Here is a 23,526-nt window from a genome sequence, read left to right as displayed (position 1 = left end):
AACTCCTCCAATCTACTCTTCGTTCTTACGCTGTCCTAAAGCTTCAAGAACAACCTCACGGTCATCAAAATGAAGCTTCTGATTATTTATATCCTGATAGGTTTCATGACCCTTTCCAGCTATAATGACTACATCTCCAGGACGAGCCATTTCTATAGCTGTATAGATAGCCTCCCGACGATCTACTAGACTTGTGTACAGCTCTTTTGAAACCTTCTCTTGTGTTAAGCCTTGAATCATGTCCTCTAAAATTTGTGCTGGCTCCTCAGTCCGGGGATTATCAGAAGTAAGAACACTATAATCAGCATGACGCGCAGCGATTTGGGCCATTATTGGGCGTTTTGTACGATCACGATCTCCCCCACAGCCTATTACACAAAGAACACGGTTTTCAGCAAATTCCTTTGCTGTTAGCAGTACATTCTCTAAGCTGTCAGGAGTATGAGCATAATCTACAACAACAGAAAAACCCTGCCCCGCTGAAACGGACTCTAGACGTCCCCGCACACCTTTAACCTGCTCCAAGCTCTGCTTGATTTGAGAAAGACTAATCCCTTCAACTAAACCAGCTGCTATGGTGCTTAGCAGATTATACACATTAAACTTGCCTAGTAATTGAACTCGAAAGTCCTCTGTGCCCATAAAGCTCTCAACTGTAAATTGCATACCTTCGCTCGAGATCTTAATATTCGTCGCACGAACATCCACATCCTGAGAGTCGATTCCATAGGTAATCACCTGAGCTGGAGTAATATCCATATAATACTGACTAACCGGATCATCTCCATTTATAATAGCATACTTAAGTTTGTCTGAATCATAGCTACTGCCTAGCTGAGCAAAAAGAAGCCCTTTTGCTCGTTTGTACTCTTCCATTGTACCGTGATAATCTAAGTGGTCCTGTGTTAGGTTAGTAAAGATAGCGGTCTTAAACTGACAACCCCTTATTCTTCCCATTTGAATAGCGTGGGAGGATACCTCCATAAAAGCATACTTACAGCCTGCATCCACCATTTCTCTAAATGATCTTTGTAATTCAAGAGATTCTGGTGTCGTATTTTTGCCTTCTCTTAACGTGTCGCCAATTTTTGTACCTATTGTTCCAATTCTTCCTGTACGATTTCCTACTCCCTCAAAAATAGCTTCTAGGAGATGAGTAACAGTCGTCTTTCCATTCGTACCAGTCACCCCAATTAAACCTAGCTCTTTCGTAGGGTTCCGAAAAAACTCAGCCGCTAAAAAGGCCAAAGATCTACGTGTATCAGGAACAATAATCACTGGGACTGTAGCTTCTATCTTTTTTTGAGCGACTATAGCTACAGCTCCTAATTCTACAGCCTGATCTACATACAAATGACCATCCGTTTGAGCACCTTCAATACATACAAACAATGTGCCTGATGTAACTAATCTAGAATCCATCTCAATGGATGAAATCGTTATATCATCCCATTTTTCATTGAAAAAATAATATGGGGTAAGTGTGTGTAAAAGCTCTCTAATCTTCATTCTATTCCTCCACCATTCATTGCGTTGAACGTCATCCTTTTTTATTTTAATCATCTACGCTCTGTTTGTCATCCCCTTCATCCCCCATATAAACGCGGACTACCGAGCCTTCCTTTACTTTAGTACCCGGTAATGGTGATTGTCTAAGCACATATTTCCCTGTTCCCGTCACATCAAGCTGTAAGGGTGAGTAAAGCTGCGAAATTTGCTGTGCCGTCATTCCTACTATTGAAGGAACCTCTATCTGGATTTCGTCGCCCCAACGATACTCTTTAGGTAAAGCATTTTCACGCTTTTCAACTCCCATATATCGTAAGGAATCATCTAAAATCCTTCCAACAATTGGTGCAGCTACCGTGCCCCCAAACTGAACAGTGTTTTTAGGATTGTCTACCGCTACATAAACCACAATCTGAGGATCATCAGCAGGTGCGAAGCCAATAAAGGAAACAATATAATTGTTTTCCAGATAGCCTCCACCTGGTGCAACCTTCTGGGCTGTTCCAGTTTTCCCACCTACTCTATAGCCCTCTACGTAGGCATTACGACCTGTCCCCTGAGCTACTACACTTTCTAGTGCCTCTCTTACCTTCTGAGAAGCTTCATTGGAAATGACCTGTTTCTTCATAGAAGGAGAATTAGAGTCTAATAGAGCTCCTGTCTCCGAGTCCTTCCACTCTTTAGCAATGTATGGTTGGTACAAGTATCCCCCATTTATAGCAGCCGAAACGGCAGCAACCTGTTGGATTGGAGTAACAGCTACACCTTGACCAAAAGCTGTTGTTGCGGTTTCAACCGGCCCTCGTTGTTTTGGTTGAAATATAATTCCGGCTTGTTCACCTTGCATATCGATTCCCGTTTTTTGCCCAAACCCAAAATCATGAATGTATTGAAAGAGCTTTTCTGTGCCTAATCGCTGACCTAGCTCAACAAAGCCCGGGTTACATGAATTTTCGACAACTTCTAAGAACGTTTGGTGACCATGTCCTCCTCGTTTCCAGCAATGTAAATGGGCTCCTCCTACAGTGACATGACCAGGGTCATAGAAGGAATCGTGATGTAAATCAACTTTTCCTTCATCCAAGGCTGCTGCAAGAGTTATGATCTTAAAAGTTGAGCCAGGCTCATAAATACTAAACACTGGCAAATTACGATTATATACCTCAGGGGTATAATCCTGGAAATTTCCTGGATCATAGGATGGCCTGCTTGTCATCCCTAATATTTCACCAGTGTTAGGATCCATAGCAATGGCGATTACATGATCTGGATTATACTGAGCAACGGCATTGTCCACTTCTCGCTCTATAATTTTCTGTACCCCAGCATCAATGGTTAATACTAAATCATTCCCATCCTTAGGTGGAGTATAGACCTCATGCTGATTGGGCATTAGTTCTCCTTTTGCATCAGCATAAAAGGATACATGACCCCTTTTCCCACGCAAAATTTCATCATAAATAAGCTCCGATCCTACAATTCCCTGATTATCTATTCCTGCAAAGCCTAAAACATGAGAAAGAAACTCACCATTAGGATAATGCCTTTTACTATCTTCGGCAATCATGACTCCTGCTAATCCTAATTCCTGAATTTCCTTCGCTTTTTCATTAGAGATTTTCTGCCCCTCAGGCCTTATCCAAACACTTATTTCTCGTTGAGTAATTGACCTATATATTTTATCCTGATCGGCACCTAGCGCTGATGCTAGTTGAGCGGCTGTCTCCTGAGGATTTTTAACCTGAGCAGGAAAGACCATTACAGATGGAGCACTTATATTATACGCCAGAACTTCTCCATTCCTGTCTAAGATAGCCCCTCTTTTAGCCTCAAAACGAATGTCTCTACTCCATAGATCATCCGCTTTACCAGCTAACCAGTTTCCTTGGACAAGTTGAACATAGCCTAGACGTGAGCCTAACAGCACAAATAAAAAGATTCCTATGACTAAGGCAAAAGCTAACCTTCTGCGTACAGTTACCGATGATACACGCAAGAAACTCCCTCCTATTAGCTTTGTTTTTTATTACCCTATTCAACTTGTCTACGTAATAGAACACCGATAGGAGGGAGGAATAGCCCCTGTTATTCAACGATTAGGTTTTGTTCTTCATCATTAGTCATTTGCTCTGTATCATCGTTCTCTGAACCTTCTTGCCCTTCACCTTCTGTATTCTCTAGCTCATCCTCAAAAAACTCATCACTGTCTGAACTAAATTTCGGCTCTAGTACAATGCTCATCGTATCCCCTGAGCGAATGATGGAGTCTGCTTGCTGACTTTGTGTCACCACATAGCCTCGACCTAGGACAGACAACTCAACTCCTACTATTGACGCCCAATCCTTCACATTTCTGAGCGTCCATCCACTCATATCTGGTACAGTTGACTCTCCTGAGTCATTGGTAATAAGATACAGCGTTTCGTTAGGATAAGAAGCTGCACCTGCTGCTGGAAGTTGCTGTTGGACTGAGGTGCCATTTCCTATTACAATCACCTTATAGCCATCCTCTTCTGCCCTCTGTTTTGCTGCCATCAGAGAGACACCTGTGTAGGCTTCTACCTTTGAAGCTTTTTTGCCTTCATTGGCTTGAATAGAAACCTCCTCAATCTGAGGCTTTATGCTGAGATATTGTAAGCTATTCTGCATGATATGCTTAAAAATCTCTGAAACTACAAAACCACCATAGCTATAATGCTCCACTTCCGGCGCATCTACTAATACGTACACGGATAGCTCAGGATTATCCATTGGTGCAAATCCAATGAAGTTATGAATATGCTTATTTCTAACATATCTCCCATCATCTCCTACCTTTTGGGCTGTACCTGTTTTTCCAGCAACGGCGTAGCCATCAAGATAAAAGTTTTTTCCTGTACCATCTGTAATAACCGTTTCAAGAATTTGTGCTACTTCTTTAGCGGTCTCCTTTGAAATAATCTGTTCTTCGACAACCTCTCGCTGGTTCTGCTGAATCAGATTTCCTTCTTCTGCATCCACAACTCGATCGATAATATATGGTTTCAGGAGTGTACCACCATTGGCAATCGCATTAATAGCAGCGATTTGTTGGATCGCTGTAACGGTCACCCCTTGTCCAAATGTCATGTTTGCTAAATCTAGTGGAGGAATGTTATGAGGACTTTTAACAAACCCCCTTTTTTCATTAGGCAAATCAATGCCTGTTAGCTCACCGAAGCCAAAATCATAAATATACTTATAAAACACCTCTTTTTGCATCCGCTCATATCCTAAAATAGTAAATGCAACGTTACTTGACTTCTGTACACCCTCCAAAAAGGAAATATAGCCCCATCCTTGTCTTTGGTGATCAGGGACCTCTCCTCCAGGTAATTTATAGACTCCTGATAGGTAGGTTTCATTGCCATTATAGAGCCCTTCCTCGATAGCAGCAGCTAGAGTTATAATCTTAAAGGTAGACCCCGGCTCAAAGGTGCTTGTAATCGCATGGTTCATATAATTTGTAATATCTCTATATTGATTAGGGTTAAATGATGGCCGGCTAGCCATGGCAAGAATTTCACCAGTGTCTGGCCTTGAAACAACAACCGTCATTTTCTCTGGATTATACTCCTCCTGTGCCTTATCTAACGCTTGCTCCACATAAAGCTGAATACGTTCATCCAGCGTTAGATAAATATGGTCACCATTCTGTGGTTGGACAATGGACTCTAATCCATTCGGCAGACGATTGCTTTCTGCGTCCCTTTTAAATGAAATTTTTCCGTGCTCCCCTTTTAAGCTTTCATCCATAAAGGACTCTAAGCCCATGACAGGCTCTTCATCATTATTTAAAAAACCAAGGACATGTGAAGCAAAGTTTTGGTTAGGATACGTTCTTTTGGATTCCTCTCGAAACGTAATCCCTTGAAGCTCTAACGCTTCAATCTGTTTCATTGTTTCACGATCAACTTTCCACCCACCTGGCCTTAGTTCAACCTGATACCTTCCTTCTAAAGATAAAAGATTTTGGATATCTGTCTCACTCATATTTAGATAAGGGGCTAGTGCACTAGCTGTTCCTGCTACATCCTCGACTCTCGTTTTGACAGAAGGACTTAGGATGGCTACCACCGTATAGGCCGTTGTTTCTGTTGCTAGAGTTTCTCCGTTTCGGTCATATATTGTTCCACGTTTAGCTGGTAACACCTTCTCCGTGTTGTACATCGCTTCTGCTCTTTGCTCATAAAAGGCAGCATCAGCGATTTGCAGCTCGTAAAACCGAAAAACCAATGCAAAAAAGAGCAATAGGAATATTGCTCCAGTGACTTGACTTCTTTTGTTCATCTTTCTTTTTTGCAGCATTATCTTCCACTCCTGCCTGCTCTTCTTTGATCACTGAGCTCTTGAGTTTCTAGACTGTCTGTATCATTCGCTAGTGCAGTATGTGATTCAATGGACGTAGATAGAACCTTAACAGGAGATTCATTCACCTCTAAGCCCCATTCCTCTCTAGCTATCGTTAGTATCCGTTCTGGGGAGCTTAGCTCCGCAATTTCAACTCTTAACTCATCATTTCTTTCTGAGAGAGTAACAATTTCTCGTTCTAAAAACTGTGTCTCATAGTTCATTTGAGCAATTGAAGCGTTCCCTCCTAAAAGGATAAATAAAGCTCCAACGATTAATATTACACCTAATATATAGAGAATTTTTTCACCAGCAAGAATATTTTTCTTTGCTAATGGCTTTTTAGACTGTTGTCCTCTTATTTGTTTTTTGGGCTGAGTCTGGGGAACTTTTTTGGGTTGCTTATAGATATTCGGTCTGTTTTTCTGTTCTTTGCGATACTTTACTGCCACATTACCGTATTGATACATCTAGCTTCCCCCTTTATTTGTTTATCTTTTCCGCCACTCTTAGCTTTGCTGATCTTGCCCTTGGATTTTCCTCTAGCTCCTGCTCACTTGGCAAGATAGGTTTTCTAGTAATAACCTTCAAATTAGGTTCCTGATTGCACACACACTGTGGAAAGTCAGGTGGACATACACAGCCCTGACTCTGCTGCTGAAAGTATTGCTTGCAGATACGGTCCTCAAGAGAGTGGAACGTAATCACGCTAACTCTTCCATCTTTGTTTAAAGAGGATACAGCCTGATCCAAGGAATCTTCGAAGGCCTTCAATTCATCATTTACAGCGATTCGAATTGCTTGAAATGTTCTCTTTGCAGGATGAGGCCCTTGTCTCCTAGCAGGAGCCGGAATAGCTGCCTTAATGAGCTCAACCAGTTCAAATGTTGTAGCTATTGGTGCAGAGCTCCTTGCTTCAACGATTTTATGTGCAATCCTACGGGAGAATCTTTCCTCACCATAGCGATAGATAATCGTAGCAATGTCTGCTTCACTCCAGCTGTTCACAATCTCATGAGCCGTTAATACCTGACTCCGGTCCATACGCATATCAAGTGAGGCGTTGTGATTATAGCTAAATCCTCGTTCTGCTTCATCAAGCTGAGGAGAGGAAACACCCAAATCGTATAAGAAGCCATCCACCTTTTCAATGCTTAGGTTTGAAAGTATTTCAGTAATATATCTAAAGTTACTTTTGACAAATAAAACCTGATCTTTATACGCTGCTAACCGTTCTTTTGCGTGCCCTAAAGCTAATTCGTCCTGATCGATGCATATTAATCTGCCATTGTTATTTAACTTGGAGGCAATCAAGGCGCTGTGCCCTGCCCCACCCAATGTGCAATCTACATATGTACCATCTGGCTTAATATTTAAACCCTGAACAGCTTCATCTCTTAAAACAGTAATGTGATCAAACATTTCATCTTTCCTCCGTTCCACGTCCAAGTTGCTATGGGCATAAGCTTCGGCAAGAATAGTATTTCTGCTCTGTACATACTTTCCTTAAAGGTCGAAATCAACGATTTTTTCCGCGATTTCGTTGAAGGAAGCTTCTGAATCAGAGAAATACTCCTCCCATTTTTCCTTGCTCCAAATCTCCACACGATTACTGACACCGATGACAACACAATCTTTTTGCAGCACCGCATATTGACGCAGGTTGGCAGCTATGTTTACCCTGCCCTGTTTATCTAATTCACATTCAATTGCGCCAGAGAAAAAGAAGCGAGTAAATGCTCTTGCATCAGAACGAGTAAACGGAAGTGTCTTTAACTTCTGCTCTATCATTTTCCATTCATTCTGTGGGTAGACAAATAGACAGTTATCTAGTCCGCGGGTAATAACGAAGTGCTCACCAAGCTCATCCCTAAACTTAGCAGGGATGATCATGCGGCCTTTATCATCAATTGTATGCTGATATTCACCCATAAACATGGCCCTTCACCCCACATCAACCGAAATCCTCCACTATCCCCCACTTCTCACCACTTATGTATCTATTCTATGATACAAAAATAAAACTTGCAAGTTATTCAAGTGTTTTTCTGTCCTCTTTTTACGAGGGAATTCGTGGAAAAGATCAGTTCATTTCCAATAAAAGTATAAATCAACATATATACGGGTGCTTTTATGACAAAATATACCTTTCAAATGAGGTTATACGACCTGTATAAAAACAAAAAAGCTCTTTGAGCCACTGTGGGGAGATATCCCACAATTTTTCTCAAAGAGCTAAATAAAATTTATTATCTTAAAACAATGATCCGCTTATTCTGCCCAAGATTCTAAGTATTTCTGTTGTTCAGGTGTCAAAGAGTCAATGGTAAATCCTAATGCTTCAAGCTTATAAGCAGCCACCTGTTGGTCTAGCTCATAAGGTACATGTATCACTTTTGATCCTAACTCTTCGTATTTCTGATTCACATTTTCTAATGCTAATGCCTGAAGAGCAAAGGTCATATCCATAATTTCTGCAGGGTGGCCATCTCCAGCTGCTAAATTGACTAAACGACCTTCTGCTAATAAATAGATCTTGCGACCGTCCTTTAATGTGTATTCTTCAATATTCTTACGAACTGTTCTTTTGGAAACAGACAGTTCCTCTAGCTCAACTGTATTAATCTCTACATCAAAGTGACCTGCATTGCTAAGAATGGCTCCATCCTTCATTAACTCAAAATGCTCCTTGCGGATGCAATCCTTATTGCCTGTAACAGTAACATAATATTCACCATGCTTTGCCGCTTCTTGCATGGACATGACCTCAAAGCCATCCATATAGGCTTCAATCGCTTTGATTGGATCAATTTCAGTAACGATTACTTTTGCTCCTAGCCCCTTTGCTCTCATCGCTACACCACGACCACACCAGCCATAGCCAACAACTACAACTGTTTTCCCAGCTACAACTAGATTCGTTGTTCGGTTAATTCCATCCCAAACAGACTGGCCTGTTCCATACCTGTTATCAAACAAATACTTACAATACGCATCATTAACAGCAACCATAGGAAAGCCTAGCTTCCCTTCTTTTTCTAAAGATTTCAACCTCAGGATGCCAGTGGTTGTTTCCTCTGCTCCTCCACGCACCTGTTCTGCCAAATCAGGACGTTCACTATGCAGAATTGTGACAAGATCTCCTCCATCATCAATGATTAAATCTGGCTTAGTTTCTAAAGCCTTAATCAAATGACCCTTATATTCCGCTGCCGGAGGATTGTAACGAGCAAACACTTGGATTCCGTCCTCAACTAAAGCAGCACATACGTCATCTTGAGTGGACAGAGGGTTACTTCCAGTGATTGTTACTTCAGCACCACCTGCTTGAATGACTTTGGCTAAATAAGCCGTTTTAGCTTCAAGATGTAGGGAAATGGCTACCTTTAATCCTTTAAACGGTTGCTCTTTTTCAAACCTTTCGCGAATACGATTAAGAACAGGCATATGCTCCTTAACCCAATCTATTTTCAAATGACCGTCTTTAGCTAAGTTGATGTCCGCAATTAAACTTTTATCCAGTACACTCATTTACTCAACATCCTCCCTATCGTTTTCTTTCATTATATTAAAACTAGCTTGTGTTTCCCATTGATTTCAAATTTTTGTTGCATTAATTCTTTAATTAGCGCTTGACCATGCTTGTTTAAAACATATATAGAATTGTGTATTCTCTCTTGAAGCTTCTGCTCAGGATACAAGGCATACTCAAGCTTATCAAATTGCCGCAAGCTTGCAGCGTGCTGCTGCTCCAAGGATACAAGACTTTGTTTTTCGATGAAGCTTACCTCATTAAGTATTCTTTCAAGATTTGTGCTTTGTAGCTGCTCGATGCCAGGAATGTCCTTTAACTTCTCAAAAAGCTCAGAATGAGCTGTTGCAATATCCTCTTTTGCTACCGTGAAAAGCTGCTCAAAATTTAGCTTCGTCTGCTTTTCTAACCATTGCCCCCTGATTTGATCCATACCACTCATGATATCCAGTAAGGTAATCTGATATTTAGACAAAAGTTTGCTTATAGGCTGTTCAATAAGAGTCATACTTATTCTTGGCACAATTGGTGGAAGCTTCATACCGAGCTCCTCAAAATAACCGCTAAGCTGTCCCCAATACGTAATTTCTCCCGGTCCTCCAACAAAGGCCAGCGTTGGTAAAACAGTTTCCTGCATAAAGGGCCGAGTCAATACATTGTTGCTGAATCTCTCAGGTGAGGTTTCAGCTAAATGAAGAAGCTCTTCCAAGGAATAAGTATATTGACCGTCCTTTGTCCTAAATTGATTGTTATTTATTTTTTCAAGAAGCTTTCTTTCTCCATCTTGAATCAGAAATAACAGAGAGGCGTTCTGACCTAATTGCACCTGCGGATCATAGCCTTTATCTGAAAGATTTTCAGTAGTGTTCATAACCTTCTCATGTATCATATCGTATTGCTGCAAAATGGTGCAAAAGACATTTGATTCTAGCTTACGTAGCTGAGGATCAGCTGAGTCAATAAACAGCAGCCCATAATCAGCAAACAACGTATTAGCAAGCTGTGTAAAAAAGTCTGAGTAAGATTCACTACTTAAAATAGCCTGCTCTGTTACGTCCCACAATCCTTTTGTGAATTCTGTTTCACTTAGCTTTGTAAAGGCTTCTCTGGTCCAGTTCAATACCTCCTGCTTTGGAAAGGAAAGGAGAGATATAGACTGCTTATTATTTCCTTCTGGAGGAGTAAAAGCATATTTCTCTACTCCTTTACCCTCAACCCTTTTTAAAAGAATATGATTAATTTCATCAAAATCATGATCCTCTCCTGCTATCCAAAATATAGGAATAACAGGTATGCCTAGCTCAGCCCTTTTTTGTTGACTTAGCTGTAAAATCGTGATCATTTTATGTATCGTATATAATGGACCTAGTAGAAGCCCTGCCTGTTGACCTCCTACAACGACTACACTATCAGATTGCTTCAATTGGTTTAAATGCTCCTCAGCCTTTGGAGAAATCCCCCATTTCACCATCGTTGCACGAATGATCTCACTGACCTCGTTACGCGCGAAGGAACGTCTTTGAAGCTCCTCTAGCCTAGTGCTGTATGTTAAGGGGTCATAGGGAGAGTAATGAAAAAAAGATTCTACCTGTGTATAATTTGATATATAATCATTAGCAAATTTCTGTTGCTGCTGTACTTCCATTTCCTCAACTCTACATGACATGTTTAAACTGACTCCCCTTTAATCTTATAAGAATCATATAGGATTTAAATTTTTCGCCCTTCTAAGTTTATCACAGAATTTTTTATGTTGCTATGCAGACGCTCAAGTGTCATATACAGTATAACCATAAGAAAAGCTTCTATCGAAGCCCTCTCGAAGAGGTTGTCTAGTCCATCATTAGAGGAAGCTTTTACATGCAGCCAGAATTTATAAAACTTGAAGAAATCATTGTGTCAAATTTTATAAATTCTTAGACTGTTAAAAAAATTTCCTTAACTGACATGGTTAAATAGACCATTGTTCAAGGAAATTTTAGAGGAACATCTATTGTACAGAAATAAACGCTGCACGGATAACCACCCAAATATATAAAAAGATATGCACAGGGACAAATAATAAGAAAGATAGCCGAATAATACCTTTAGTGAGCTTATAATAATTAATCTGACCGTGTAAAGTGAATTGAAGGTAAGTTAACGCACTTCCTATTAATAAGATAATAACAAACAAAAGCCATTGCAAAGATACGCCCCACAGCTGCTTTATCGTAATCGATATGGATATAATGATTAGAATTGTTGAAATACTGATAGCCCATTGGAGAGCTTTCTCTTTGCTTCTTGTACTCAAAAAGAGAAGAATATACACAAGGATAAAAGAAAGCAAAGGAAATAAGGCCAGAGTGGCAACGAGCTGAGCAAAAATATTAACCAACAATGAAACCCCACCTCTACAATAAAATTAGAAGGATGTTATTCGTTATCTATTGGTTCAGAAAATCGAGCATTAGGAGTAGAGAGATTCCTGTATATGTATCGCATGGTAAAGAAAATCATGATAAGGTACACTTATCTCATGTTGCATAGCTAAATGGAGAAAGTATCCTGTAATTGCATCAATTTCTGTTAACCGTTGATTTTCAACATCTTGTAGCATAGAAGACTTATTTCTACTAGTATTTCGACATACATCTTTAATTTCCTCCCACAAATCCCTTTCGTTATTGTTTTCGTGGAGAAAACTAGGATTAGCCTTCTGAACGACCTGAATCACCTCTTCAAAAACCTTCCGTTGCATCTGATGTAATCCCATATTAGTGAGCAAATCCCCATTTGTTACTTTAAAAAGCGCAGTCAATGGGTTAATACAAGCATTGATCATACATTTATGTAATAAGATAGCTTCAATATTATGATTTATTTTGATATCGATCCCTCCTCTTTGCATGCTTGTCATGAGGAGCTCAATACCGTTAGAGGACGATGGATAAAGTTGTTTATCGTTATCTCGTTCCTTATCTTGTGAGCTTAGCTGCCCAATAGTAAGGCTACCTACGCCTCTTTCAAGGACTACTGTATCTGATTCTTTCAAAGCTCCAAACTGAGTTGAGCCCAAGAAAACATGGATGTGTGGCAGCTTTTCAGCAATAGCTTCATTATGGCCTAAGCCGTTTAAGATGAATAGAAGAGAAACCCGATGAGAAATTCTTGCTTTCATTTCTTCTAGTACATTAGCAAGATGATATTGCTTAATCGTGACTAAAATAAGATCATATTCGTCGTACTCTTTGTGATCCTCCCATGTAAAAGCCTCAGGCGAGTAGCGAATATCCTCTGCTGCAAGCGTTACTAATCGGCACCCATATTCACGAATCTGTTCAGCCTGCTGCTTTCGTCGTGTGATAAAGGTTACATCATTTTCTTTAGAAAGATAGGCTCCGAACAGCAGCCCTAATGCTCCAGCGCCAATAATTAGTATCCTCACCCCGTTTACCTCCTTTTTTTCTATACTTATTTACCTAATCATACCATTCATACACCGCTTAAAAAAGCTCCGCCTTGTTGTAAACAGCTTAACAATCAACTATCTACTTCAAGGGGAGCTTATTAAATTGTAAAGGAATCACAACTTTTTAAACAATACTTTTAAACAGGATAGACGGGATGCTTTCTGCTAGAGAAAGACATATTTTTTGTCGAGTAAGCCTCAAATCTTGACCTTAATTCTTCTCGCAGCTCAGACCCCGGAATGATATCATCAACGATTAATTCTGAAGCAAGCTTATAGATATTGATGTTTTCTTGATATTCCTTCCTTTTCTCCTGCACAAATTTGATTTTCTCTTGAGGATCTTCTAACGAAGCAATTTTATTACTGTACACGGCGTTCACAGCAGCTTCTGGTCCCATTACAGCAATAGAAGCTGTCGGTAAAGCTAAACATGCATCCGGCTCAAAGGCAGGGCCTGCCATTGCATATAGACCAGCTCCGTACGCTTTACGTACAACTACAGATATTTTAGGCACAGTTGCTTCAGACATGGCTGAAATCATCTTTGCTCCGTGACGGATAATCCCTGCCCGTTCTACCTTTGTTCCAATCATAAAGCCCGGGACATCAGCTAAGAAAAGCAGCGGGATATGGTAAGCATCACATAGCGTTATAAATCTTGCTGCCTTATCAGCTGAATCTACAAACAAAACGCCGCCCTTTACCTTTGATTGATTGGCAATAATTCCGATTGTTTGTCCTTCTAATCTAGCAAAGCCTGTTATAAGCTCCGGCGCAAAAAGCTTCTTCATTTCAAAGAAGGAACCCTGATCGATAATATTGTCAATGAGCTCATACATATCAAAAGGTTGATTTTGATTAGTAGGTACTAGCTCTTCAATTGGGGTAGAATCCTCTTTTGGCTTTAAAGACTCTCTCCTAGGCGGCTTGCTTTTATAGTTCGACGGAAAATAGGTCAGATAAGACCTAGCTAGCTGAATGGCTTCCTCTTCATTTTTGGCCAGTACATCACCACAGCCACTGACTGAGCAATGCATTTCAGCTCCACCCATTTCCTCTAAAGTTACCTTCTCTCCGATGACCATTTCCGCCATACGTGGAGAGCCAAGATACATACTAGCATTTTGATCCACCATAATCACAATATCGCAAAACGCCGGGATATACGCTCCTCCTGCGGCAGAAGGTCCAAACAAAATACACACCTGTGGTACAACACCCGAAAGCTTCACTTGGTTATAAAAAATCCTGCCTGCCCCTCGACGATTTGGAAACATCTCAAGCTGATCGGTAATTCTAGCACCTGCTGAATCTACAAGATATAGTAGGGGTATCTGTAGCTTCTCAGCCATCTCTTGAATCCGAATAATTTTTTCTACTGTTTTTGCTCCCCAGGATCCTGCCTTAACAGTAGAATCATTTGCCATAACACATACCTTCTGCCCATTGACCTTTCCAATTCCGGTAAACACCCCATCAGCAGGCAAGCCCTCTACTGCGAAATTTGCAAACCTTCCATCCTCAGTAAGAGGTTGCTCGTCAAATAGCTTTGTTAATCGTTCACGGACAAATAGCTTATTTTGCTCTTTAAGCTTCTGATGATATTTTTCTGCTCCACCTTGTTCTATTTGGGATATTCTTTCTCTTAATGTATCTTCCATTTCCTTGGACATCCTAATTCCTCCTCTCTGTCTAGTACATGGTCAAGTTAATATATACTGAGCGACCGTTCATCTTATGGGAACACCATAATCAATTTCGTATTAAAAGCTCAGAATCACCTAAACTGAATGTCATTGTTGCTTGTCATCATTACTCTATAATGACCAACGGATCTCCCTCATTGACAAAGTCCCCAACCTGAACACGAATCTCTTTGACTACACCGTCGGAATTGGACGTTACAGGAACCTCCATTTTCATCGACTCTAAAATAATAATGTCCTGCCCGGCAGCTACTTGATCTCCTACCTCAATATTGATTAAAAAGATACTACCTGCCATTGTTGAACTAATTGTTTTCATTTCCCTCTTCCTCTCTATTCTTACTTTTGAAGCTCAGAAACAAAATTTGTGGAGTAGCCTCCCTGCTTAAAAATCTCATTCTGTAAAACCTTGCTTAAAAAAGGTACATTATGTTTAATGCCTTCCAGCTTTAGCTCTGAGAGAGTATGCTGAGCTTTAGCAATCGCCTCACTTCGATTGTAACCGCTTACAATAATCTTGGCAATCATCGGATCATAAAAAGGAGTAATAATACTTCCTTGTTCTATTCCATCATCAAATCGTATTCCATCACCTGCTACTCTTTCATAGCGTGTTATTGTTCCAGGAGCAGGTAAGAAAGAGACAGGATCCTCAGCATACACTCTTAACTCAAGCACATGTCCTTTTGGTTTAATTTCTTCCTGATTCAGTGGGAGCGGAAGACCTTCAGCTATTAAAAGCTGCCATTCTACCAAGTCTACACCAATCAACATTTCTGTGACTGGATGCTCTACCTGTATACGCGTATTCATCTCTAGAAAATAAAAGTTTTCTTGCTCATCCATGATAAACTCGACTGTACCTAATCCCGTATACTGTACGGCCTTTGCTGCAGTTACAGCAGCTTCACAGATGGCCAGTCTCGTTTGGTCACTCAGTTCCGGTGAAGGAGCTTCCTCAAGCACCTTCTGATGTCTACGCTGAATAGAGCAATTTCGTTCATATAAATGAACGAAGCTTCCAAAGGAATCACCAGCTATTTGTACCTCAATATGCCTAGGGTTTTGTATATACCTCTCCACGTACATCGCATCATTTCCAAAGTACGCCTTTGCCCTATTTTTAGCTGAAGGAAAGGACTTCCTAATGTCTTCCTCTGAATAGCACATATGCATACCTATTCCACCACCACCTGCACTTGCCTTAAGCATGACAGGATAACCCATTTGCTCGGCCTGAGCTAGTGCCTCCTCTAGCGTTCGAGCTTCTTCTTGTAAACCAGGTACTATAGGAACTCCTGCTTCACTCATCCATTCTCGCGCTGTCAGCTTATCTCCCATTTGCCTAATAACCTTCGGCTCAGGCCCAACAAAGATGAGACCAGCCTCAGTACATTTCTGAGCAAATTGAGCGTTTTCGGATAGTAGTCCGTAGCCCGGATGAATCATTGTTGCCCCTTTTTCTAAGGCACTCTCGATAATTCGATCCATTTGAAGATAGCTTTGGTTGACTGGCGCTGGTCCAATCAGGACAGCTTCATTTGCTTCTTGGATATACGGTAGCTGCTGATCCGCCTCTGAGTATACAGCAATTGTTTGATAGCCTAACCTCTGACAGGTTTTATTTACTCTTCTAGCTATTTCTCCTCGATTAGCAATGAGAACCTTGCCCTTACTCATTTTTTTCTCCACCTTCCTTCCTTCATTAAAATCATAAGATGCCTATAGAAGTGTATTCGTCACTCTGTTCAATAATCCTCCATGTTTTTTCTTCTTTTCCCTCTCTCCAGAATTCATAAAAATTCTACTCTTTTACTTGTTTTTTATTTAAGAAGCTTTATGAAATGGAAGCATCTATAGTATAATAAAGAGTAGAGGGTCAATAAAGATCTAGAATTGATATTGAAAGGAGCGTAAAGATGGAGAAACCAGAAGTAAAACGCTTACTAATTAACTACAAAACATTAGAAGAGTTTCAAAAGTTTAAGGAGTACGGCTTAGAGGAGCTTTCTATGCTTGAGGATCTCCAAGCGAATATTATCGAGGATGATAGTAATTCACCTTTTTATGGCATTTATTACGGTGATAAGCTCGTTGCTCGTATGAGTTTATATAAAATTAGTGGAAAATATGATCGATACTTCTCGCCACCAAAAGGATATTTTGAGCTTTGGAAGCTAGAGGTTATGCAGGATTATCGTGACCGTAATTATGGCTCAGTCCTTGTGGAATATGCAAAAAGCTTTGGCGTTCCAATTAAAACTAATGCTAGACAGGCGTCTGGTGATTTCTGGACAAAAATGGGCTTTACCCCTGTAAAATATAACCCAACTAGGGATCGTGGGGAAAATCCTTATATTTGGCTTCCTGAAGGTACGGTTGAACAAGAGATTGAAGAAAGTGTCGAAGTAGAAACTAAAGAAGATTAGATTAGATTAGATTAGATTAGATTAAATGAAATAAAACACTTTAAGCATGATGATAATCTGCCTAAAGTGTTTTATTTGTTACATGCTATAACACATATTTTAGTAAGATTAAGACAGATAAAAACTTATTGATTCTTTCCTAGTTTTAACGTCATATTCTCAAGTCTAGGGTCTTGCTTCATAAGCCCAAGCTCCTCTAATACTTTTCTCATAAACTCAACGTGAGCATAACCCTTGCTCGTAATCAGATTGTGATCTGCACATACATCTTGATCGACATAATTACCTTCTGCAAGTGCTACACTGTATCTATCCATGATCACTTCATTTGTTGTGAACGTCCTGTCCTTTAATAAGCCCGCAGCTGCCACAAATAAAGCCGAAGCACAGCTAGCTGCAATCAAACCTTTAAAGGAATTTATTAATTGATGTAGCTTCTCGCTCCCAAGAAGCTGTTCTGGAACCTTTCCACCAGCTCCGGGAAATAGCAACAAATGATATTCACTTAAATCAATTTCGCTTAGAGATGTATCAGCCTTTAGCTTCATGCCCCCATCTGTGATGACATCTTTACCATCAAGAGTAATGGTTGTAACTTCCCATTCTGCCTTTCTTAAAAACCTTTGCAGCAAAGCTACCTGCCAAATAGCACAATCATCATATGCAATAAAAGCAGCTCTTTTCACTAAGCCCCCTCCTTCCAACTCTTTTTATTCTACAATTCCGATTCGTTCAACATAAGTCTTATATTTGGATACATAATATGGTATACTTAATATAAGTGAAGTAACAAATATGATTAAATGTAAATTAAAAAACTTCCTGACCTAGTAATGATCGGAAGTTTTTGTGCTTTTCATATGCTATCCTTGTTTCTTGAACATAATCTTCTTTAAGATTTTTCTACCCTCTCTAAATTTCCATTTTTATCCATTTTAAAGCTAACTTTATCCTCTGTTTCTTCTCCTAGAAAAGCTAGTTTCCTAGCTCGGTCCATAATTTTAATTAGCGCTTTATAGTCATCATTCATCGTCTGATAATCGGTCTGTACAGTCCCTAGCTCTTTACGCATCTTATGGTTTTCATCACGCAGGCGTTTGATTTCCTCATCCTTGAACTGTACATCCTTCTCTAAAGCACCTAATCTCTTAAAGCTATCCTTTTGCTGTTTTAGGAACCTTATCACTTGATCTAAGCTAACCTCACCGTTTTGCTCAGAAACTGTGGAATCTGAAAAGCTTTTTTCAGATATTGCTTTCTCCTTCATCATTTCCTTAGCATTATCAAATTCATAGCCAAAATTAGATAGTAACGGATGCACCGTATCCTCATGAGTTGGTTGAGTATAGCGAGGTAAGTGCTCTCTTTCTGCTGGCATTGAGTGGTCAGTAATATAGCGGTTTTTACCTCTTGATTTTCTCTGCTGCCTCTGAGCTTTAGCGATCTGGATAGCTGACTCATATTTTTTTCGTACTAGACTATTCCATCTAAAACCACAAGCAGCAGATGTCCTTGCTAATCTATAGCCTACCTCCTCAAATGCGTTAAGCTGAGTGCTTCCTTCTCTAATATGGCGTAACACTACCTCAGCTAGCAGTAGATCATCATCTTCAGTCCAAGCATCTTGTCTTGTTGCTGTCATTTTCATCCCTCCAATAGTTCGTTAATTATTTCTATGCAGTTACTAGAGTTCATAGAATCTTAAGTTACTACTAAAAGTATGTCCAAATACAAGACTATTTAAACGACAGACTATATTGTTAAAAATTCTATTTGTGAGATACTGGTTTCAATCAAATAGCCTCTTCATGGAAGAGACAGCAATACTCAATCATATATTCTTTTTCTTTTTTGGACAAGAAAGTTTTAATTAGGAGATGTGCGGAAGATAAGGAGATCTCATGTTGGTCGTTAGAAAATATGGACATCGGAACACCTGTCCATTTTGTCATCTCCTGAGGATCAATATTGTGCTGTTTCATTTTGTTTATGATGGAATGTTTTAGCATATCTATTGCCCCTATCGTTAGTATAACTCTACTAAAATCATCTCACTAGCGGGCCTTATGTCGAAATGAATAATAATATGCTAAGTATAATCGATTAGATTCCTTTTTGTAGAATTTTTATCAAAATGAAAATAAAATAGGAATATATTCCTATTTTATTTTCATTCCTATTCTTCTAAGCTCTACCTTATAGCTTACATCGATTTTTGCAGTCGTAAAGTTGTGTTTCCAGTCCATGTTTTTCCATTCTTTATAATGACGGGCTTTTATTTTACTCCCTAACTGTAAGCCATCCGTTTGAAACTCTTCCTGCATAAGTCTAATGACCTCTGCTGCTGCTTCTTCAAAATCCTTCTTCGTAGCTAGGGATAGCTCATCTATTCTATATGCATAAGATATATCTCCTTCATGGATCTCTTCAAGAATGTCGGCTTGCATGTAGACCTCATAGTGAGCTTGAACCTGTCCATTTTCTATTTTAGTCTTTACTTTTGTATTAATTTGCTTAGGTCGAATAAGGATATGCGATCTTCGGTTATTCTCTCTAGGATAAACTAGGAAATCACCTCCAAGATCCTCCTCCCTCATTTGCATCAGAAGCCAGCTTTGTTTCGAATCTAAATCCCCAACCATCATATCTTTCTTAAATAAGGCTATCCCCTTCCAAGAGACGTCTTCTTCTCCTACTTGGATATAATTTAACGCTGGCTGTTTTGATGAATCTGACTCAGCTATATAGTATCTTCCTAAGTTGAAATCCGGAATACGTTCTGTGTCTACACCATTTCTAATCATGGTCATCGTATAGACGATAGGAATTTGTTCTAATTTCGGATCCACATACATTAAATTACTGGCTTCACCCTCAACAACTATAAACCATAATAAACGACGGATGGAAGGTTCTCTTCTAAAACCGTCTAGAATATCCTCTACCCCTTTTCTAGCTACGGCTTCACTGATAGCTATGATCCTTGCGTGTCCCAAAAAAACCTCCTGATTCAAGCGTTGCTGAATATTGTTCATAGCATCTAGTACAGTTGTTCCCGTAGAACTTATGACTCTAACTGCACCGATCCCACCCCCACCACCACCTTCTGCTGAACCAGCAATCATGATGGGTATAGGAATTTGCAAGGTGATTTTATATAACTCTTCACCCTCCTCCGATCCTTCAATCACATCAATCCCAACTCCTAAAACAGATACACGCTCTTCCAGCTCCCGCCTATCCCAGCACCCAGTAGTAAGATGGAGACAAATGATACAGATAGAAAGGAGTAGGAATGTCTTTTGATGATCCTGAAAATTAATCTTCTTCAATACTCTCCCCCCTACTTTTATTTCCTTGATCATTTCCCTTGCTTCTTTTTTCTGTGGAGCTTGTATTGTGTTCCTTTGAATTTGAACCGTCGTTAGCTGTTTCTCCTTTTTTGTTATTTGGAGATGTTTTCCTTGACCTTGAGCTAGATGAGTCACTCTCGTTTTCATCTTCATTTCCATCCTCATAAGGGGGTTGCCGAACACCTTTTTTACGCACAATAGCAAGCAGTAGCATAAGAATAGGTAGTACAAACGTTATAATTGCTCCGGCAAAACTTAAAAGCAATTGCCAATCGAACAGCTGTATGACATTCCTTGGGAGCAAAGATAACCAAAATATAATTGGTAATAAGCCCAAGGATACCCAGCGTCTATACCTAGCTAATTTGAAATACTTACTTATAAGAATGGTGGACACATAGTATAAATTAGCAGATGCACTGAATACAGCAGCTACCCATACACCTAAAAAGGCAGATTCCATTCTTTCAAGAACTTGTCCTGGGGCCTGGGTAACTTTAACTAATTCAAGGGTGGGCCACATAAGTTGATCAAGCTCCTCCACTCCAAATACAGATATTCCTGCAATAACAATTAACAAAAAGATCACAGAAGGAATGATGACCCCTATTATATTTAAGCGACTGTTCTTTTTCGAAACATGTGTGTATGCAGAAAGTATTGTAATGATTTCAAATCCCTGATAAGCGAGGCAAGTAATAAGTATGCCATATAAAAACTGCTTTATACTTAGATCTGGCCATATAGGCAAAATATTATCGAGTTCAAAGCTTTGGAAGGAGAGGAGGGCTATAAAAAGAACAGGTACCACAATAATCGGAAGCAAAATTTCATTCACCCTAGCCAAAACTTCAACCTCGTACATAGTAAGAACAAAAGAAAGGAGCAGCATCGTGGCTATAAGCACTTCAATAGGAGTATGAACAAGAACTGCTCCAACGACTACCTCTCCAAATGTTCGAGATATCGAAGCGGTTGTTCCCAGCCAGTAAAACAAGATCCCTATGACAATAGGGAACGTAAGAACTATTCCTATTCCTTTACCAATTCCTTTTTTGGAGGAGCCCAAAATAATAGGAAGGTAGTCAACTATACTCATATATGGGAACCTCAAACCTAATCTTGTTAGAACCCAAATAACTCCAATGCTTATCAAAGCCCCAGCCAATGTACTTATCCAAGCAGCTTCACTCAAAGCCTGAGATGTGATTCTAGGAAGAGTAAGTACACCTACCCCAATAATTGTACTAGCTATTAAAGATGGTGATTGTCGTGGAGCTATGACAGCTTGCTGTTTAGTATTCGGTTGTTCCCTCCCTTGTATCGCTGAGCCAGCTGTGGATGAGTTCATGTCTGATTGATTTTGCCCAATAGGGGTTTGATTCCATCTACTCATTATGATCCTCTTTCTTTAAAGAATTTAAAGCTATGCGCTGCTTATTCTTAGATTCGAATGGTGATGGTCTTTTTTTCATCATATATAACGGAGCTCTTATTATAGTATCCTTACTATCTTGTGTTCTCATAGGTGTAAAGGGAGCCATGTAAGGAATTCCGAAGGATTTAATAGAGCATAAATGAATAATAATCACAATGATAAAGAGCATAATGCCGTACAGTCCAAACATAGCCGCTGCAATCATGACTGGAAAACGTAGCATTCTTAAGGCAATTGCTGCATTATAGCTTGGCGATACGAAGGAACCGATTGTTGTTAGAGCAACAACAATAACCATGATAGGGCTAACGATTCCAGCTTGAACGGAAGCCTGCCCCACCACTAGAGCTCCTACAATTCCTATTGTTGGACCTATAGGTCCAGGAAGTCTGATACTAGCCTCTCTTAATATTTCTATACTGATTTCCATCAGCATCGCTTCGAGGATCGAAGGGAATGGTACCGTTGACCTACCCGCAGCCATCGCTATAACTAGCTTTGAAGGTATCATTTCAGGATGAAAGGAAGAAAAGGCAATGTACAGAGAAGGGAGTAATAAGGCAATAAGCATACTCAACACTCGAATGAATCTGATTAGGGTCCCTATAATAAAACGCTCATAATAATCCTCAGGGCTATGATAAAATTGGGTTAATAAAGCGGGTAGAATAAGAACAAACGGTGTTCCATCTACAAAAAGAGCAACCTTACCCTCAGCAAGATTAGCTACGACCTTATCTGGTCTTTCAGTATTCTGAATTTGTGGGAATGGAGACCACGGATGGTCTTCTATAAACTGTTCAATATATCCACTTTCAATGATAATGTCTGTGTTAATTTCCGAAACCCTTCGCAAAAGCTCATCTAATACGTCTTGATCAACTACTCCTTCAATATACATAATGCAAATATCCGTATGTGTTTTTTGTCCAACCTGTAGATTTTTCACTCTTAGATTCGGATCCTTAAGTCTTCTTCTTACTAAGGCTGTATTTACCCTTAGTGTCTCCTCAAATCCGTCTCTTGGCCCTCTAACAACAGATTCTGTCTGAGGCTCTTGAACACCTCGCTTTTCCCAGCCTTTTGCATTAGCTAGCAAGGCTGTATCAACCCGATCAAACAGAATGACACAATCCCCAGATAAAATACTATCTATTAATTTTCTTAATTTATTTGTTTGACCAACCTCGTTAATCGTTAATCCCTTATCTTTTATCCAATTAAATAAATGTTCAGGACTTCTGCCCTCTTCTTCATTGAGCTTCCCCTCAAGATCAATCATAAGTCCACCTAAAATATATTCATCAATAACATTTCGATCTGTTAATCCATCTATATATACAATAGCTGCCCTTAGCCTACTCTCAGTAGCTATATTAAACTCACGAAGGACGACATCATCAGACTCACCGAACACCTTGCGCACCATTTCTAGGTTCTCTTCGATGCTTCTGCTTAAATCAATATGGTCTAAATGTTCCAGAATCTCATTTTCATATTTTTTTCGTTGCTTATGCTTTCTAAATTCTCGTGCACGGATCGGTTTACGCCAGTTACTGCTCATCGTCTATAACCCCGTTCCCTAAGTTAAAAATTCTTCATCCCTTAATGTAACCAAACCATGTAAAATTATCCTCTAGGGCAAGAGGGCTGTGAGACATGGTCCTATATAAAAAGATCCTCCTTACCACAACCAGTAAGAAGGATCTATAGAATATAAATTCTTATTCATGA

19 protein-coding genes are annotated in these 23,526 nt (G+C 39.8%); 1 reads left to right on the top strand and 18 read right to left on the bottom strand.

Annotation, left to right across the window (positions count from 1 at the left end; genetic code table 11):
* Positions 1-12: 12 nt before the first annotated feature.
* The 13 genes from J2S11_RS02475 to J2S11_RS02415 all read right to left on the bottom strand — a co-directional run bounded on the left by J2S11_RS02475 (position 13) and on the right by J2S11_RS02415 (position 16,252).
* Positions 13-1,509, bottom strand: a complete 1,497-nt coding sequence (locus tag J2S11_RS02475; RefSeq protein ID WP_307390465.1) for a UDP-N-acetylmuramoyl-L-alanyl-D-glutamate--2,6-diaminopimelate ligase — start codon at positions 1,507-1,509, stop codon at positions 13-15.
* A 46-nt stretch (positions 1,510-1,555) separates the two neighbouring features.
* Entirely contained in the window at positions 1,556-3,505 is a 1,950-nt protein-coding gene (locus tag J2S11_RS02470; RefSeq protein ID WP_307390462.1) for a stage V sporulation protein D, read from the bottom strand.
* An 89-nt stretch (positions 3,506-3,594) separates the two neighbouring features.
* Complete coding sequence (locus J2S11_RS02465; RefSeq protein WP_307390459.1) at positions 3,595-5,835, bottom strand: penicillin-binding protein; 2,241 nt, start codon at positions 5,833-5,835, stop codon at positions 3,595-3,597.
* Positions 5,835-6,347: a cell division protein FtsL gene (ftsL, locus tag J2S11_RS02460; RefSeq protein WP_307390456.1), complete on the bottom strand. Its 513-nt coding sequence runs from the start codon at positions 6,345-6,347 to the stop codon at positions 5,835-5,837. The genes J2S11_RS02465 and ftsL overlap by 1 nt, the downstream gene beginning before the upstream one ends.
* Positions 6,348-6,360: 13 nt before the next feature.
* Entirely contained in the window at positions 6,361-7,299 is a 939-nt protein-coding gene (gene rsmH / locus J2S11_RS02455) for a 16S rRNA (cytosine(1402)-N(4))-methyltransferase RsmH (RefSeq protein ID WP_307390453.1), read from the bottom strand.
* Between the two features lie 84 nt (positions 7,300-7,383).
* Positions 7,384-7,815 (bottom strand): division/cell wall cluster transcriptional repressor MraZ, encoded by a 432-nt coding sequence (gene mraZ, locus J2S11_RS02450; RefSeq protein ID WP_307390450.1) that lies wholly within the window; start codon positions 7,813-7,815, stop codon positions 7,384-7,386.
* A 333-nt stretch (positions 7,816-8,148) separates the two neighbouring features.
* Positions 8,149-9,408, bottom strand: coding sequence for an adenosylhomocysteinase (locus J2S11_RS02445; RefSeq protein ID WP_307390448.1), 1,260 nt, complete (start codon positions 9,406-9,408; stop codon positions 8,149-8,151).
* Positions 9,409-9,440: 32 nt separating this feature from the next.
* Positions 9,441-11,075 (bottom strand): bacillithiol biosynthesis cysteine-adding enzyme BshC, encoded by a 1,635-nt coding sequence (gene bshC, locus J2S11_RS02440; protein WP_307390445.1) that lies wholly within the window; start codon positions 11,073-11,075, stop codon positions 9,441-9,443.
* Between the two features lie 324 nt (positions 11,076-11,399).
* Positions 11,400-11,792, bottom strand: coding sequence for a DUF3397 family protein (locus J2S11_RS02435; RefSeq protein ID WP_307390443.1), 393 nt, complete (start codon positions 11,790-11,792; stop codon positions 11,400-11,402).
* A 69-nt stretch (positions 11,793-11,861) separates the two neighbouring features.
* Complete coding sequence (locus J2S11_RS02430) at positions 11,862-12,839, bottom strand: ketopantoate reductase family protein (protein ID WP_307390440.1); 978 nt, start codon at positions 12,837-12,839, stop codon at positions 11,862-11,864.
* Between the two features lie 161 nt (positions 12,840-13,000).
* Positions 13,001-14,539: an acyl-CoA carboxylase subunit beta gene (locus J2S11_RS02425; protein WP_307390438.1), complete on the bottom strand. Its 1,539-nt coding sequence runs from the start codon at positions 14,537-14,539 to the stop codon at positions 13,001-13,003.
* Positions 14,540-14,678: 139 nt separating this feature from the next.
* Positions 14,679-14,891 (bottom strand): acetyl-CoA carboxylase biotin carboxyl carrier protein subunit, encoded by a 213-nt coding sequence (locus J2S11_RS02420; protein ID WP_307390436.1) that lies wholly within the window; start codon positions 14,889-14,891, stop codon positions 14,679-14,681.
* Positions 14,892-14,911: 20 nt separating this feature from the next.
* Entirely contained in the window at positions 14,912-16,252 is a 1,341-nt protein-coding gene (locus J2S11_RS02415) for an acetyl-CoA carboxylase biotin carboxylase subunit (protein WP_307390433.1), read from the bottom strand.
* A gap of 239 nt (positions 16,253-16,491) precedes the next feature.
* Between J2S11_RS02415 and J2S11_RS02410 the strand changes: the two genes are divergently transcribed.
* On the top strand, positions 16,492-17,001 hold the full coding sequence (locus J2S11_RS02410; RefSeq protein WP_307390430.1) for an N-acetyltransferase: 510 nt from the start codon (positions 16,492-16,494) through the stop codon (positions 16,999-17,001).
* 125 nt (positions 17,002-17,126) lie between these two features.
* Here the strand turns inward: J2S11_RS02410 and J2S11_RS02405 are convergent, their stop codons facing one another.
* From J2S11_RS02405 to J2S11_RS02385, 5 genes are all read right to left on the bottom strand, one after another.
* Positions 17,127-17,687 carry a DJ-1/PfpI family protein gene (locus J2S11_RS02405; protein ID WP_307390428.1) on the bottom strand — a complete coding sequence of 187 codons (561 nt, stop codon included), beginning with the start codon at positions 17,685-17,687 and terminating at the stop codon, positions 17,127-17,129.
* A 206-nt stretch (positions 17,688-17,893) separates the two neighbouring features.
* Entirely contained in the window at positions 17,894-18,643 is a 750-nt protein-coding gene (locus J2S11_RS22370) for an RsfA family transcriptional regulator (protein WP_307390425.1), read from the bottom strand.
* A 517-nt stretch (positions 18,644-19,160) separates the two neighbouring features.
* The gene (locus tag J2S11_RS02395) at positions 19,161-20,333 is read right to left on the bottom strand and encodes a Ger(x)C family spore germination protein (RefSeq protein WP_307390422.1); all 1,173 of its coding nucleotides are present in this window, start codon (positions 20,331-20,333) and stop codon (positions 19,161-19,163) included.
* The gene (locus tag J2S11_RS02390) at positions 20,320-21,750 is read right to left on the bottom strand and encodes a GerAB/ArcD/ProY family transporter (protein WP_307390420.1); all 1,431 of its coding nucleotides are present in this window, start codon (positions 21,748-21,750) and stop codon (positions 20,320-20,322) included. Before J2S11_RS02390 ends, J2S11_RS02395 begins: the two co-directional genes overlap by 14 nt.
* Positions 21,743-23,356: a spore germination protein gene (locus J2S11_RS02385; protein WP_307390417.1), complete on the bottom strand. Its 1,614-nt coding sequence runs from the start codon at positions 23,354-23,356 to the stop codon at positions 21,743-21,745. The genes J2S11_RS02390 and J2S11_RS02385 overlap by 8 nt, the downstream gene beginning before the upstream one ends.
* Between the last annotated feature and the right edge of the window lie 170 nt (positions 23,357-23,526).

The sequence above is a fragment of the Bacillus horti genome, assembly GCF_030813115.1.
Lineage (GTDB): Bacteria > Bacillota > Bacilli > Caldalkalibacillales > JCM-10596 > Bacillus_CH > Bacillus_CH horti.
Note: the sequence above shows the minus strand (reverse complement) of the source record. Positions and strands in the feature narration are given on the sequence as shown.

Coding starts and splice junctions, on each gene's coding strand:
- mraZ (WP_307390450.1), bottom strand. CDS start 7,815: ATGTTTATGGGTGAATATCAGCATACAATTGATGATAAAGGCCGCATG.
- J2S11_RS02465 (WP_307390459.1), bottom strand. CDS start 5,835: ATGCTGCAAAAAAGAAAGATGAACAAAAGAAGTCAAGTCACTGGAGCA.
- J2S11_RS02425 (WP_307390438.1), bottom strand. CDS start 14,539: ATGTCCAAGGAAATGGAAGATACATTAAGAGAAAGAATATCCCAAATA.
- J2S11_RS02410 (WP_307390430.1), top strand. CDS start 16,492: ATGGAGAAACCAGAAGTAAAACGCTTACTAATTAACTACAAAACATTA.
- J2S11_RS02475 (WP_307390465.1), bottom strand. CDS start 1,509: ATGAAGATTAGAGAGCTTTTACACACACTTACCCCATATTATTTTTTC.
- J2S11_RS02390 (WP_307390420.1), bottom strand. CDS start 21,750: ATGAGTAGATGGAATCAAACCCCTATTGGGCAAAATCAATCAGACATG.
- rsmH (WP_307390453.1), bottom strand. CDS start 7,299: ATGTTTGATCACATTACTGTTTTAAGAGATGAAGCTGTTCAGGGTTTA.
- bshC (WP_307390445.1), bottom strand. CDS start 11,075: ATGTCATGTAGAGTTGAGGAAATGGAAGTACAGCAGCAACAGAAATTT.
- J2S11_RS02415 (WP_307390433.1), bottom strand. CDS start 16,252: ATGAGTAAGGGCAAGGTTCTCATTGCTAATCGAGGAGAAATAGCTAGA.
- J2S11_RS22370 (WP_307390425.1), bottom strand. CDS start 18,643: ATGACAGCAACAAGACAAGATGCTTGGACTGAAGATGATGATCTACTG.
- J2S11_RS02420 (WP_307390436.1), bottom strand. CDS start 14,891: ATGAAAACAATTAGTTCAACAATGGCAGGTAGTATCTTTTTAATCAAT.
- J2S11_RS02445 (WP_307390448.1), bottom strand. CDS start 9,408: ATGAGTGTACTGGATAAAAGTTTAATTGCGGACATCAACTTAGCTAAA.
- J2S11_RS02385 (WP_307390417.1), bottom strand. CDS start 23,356: ATGAGCAGTAACTGGCGTAAACCGATCCGTGCACGAGAATTTAGAAAG.
- ftsL (WP_307390456.1), bottom strand. CDS start 6,347: ATGTATCAATACGGTAATGTGGCAGTAAAGTATCGCAAAGAACAGAAA.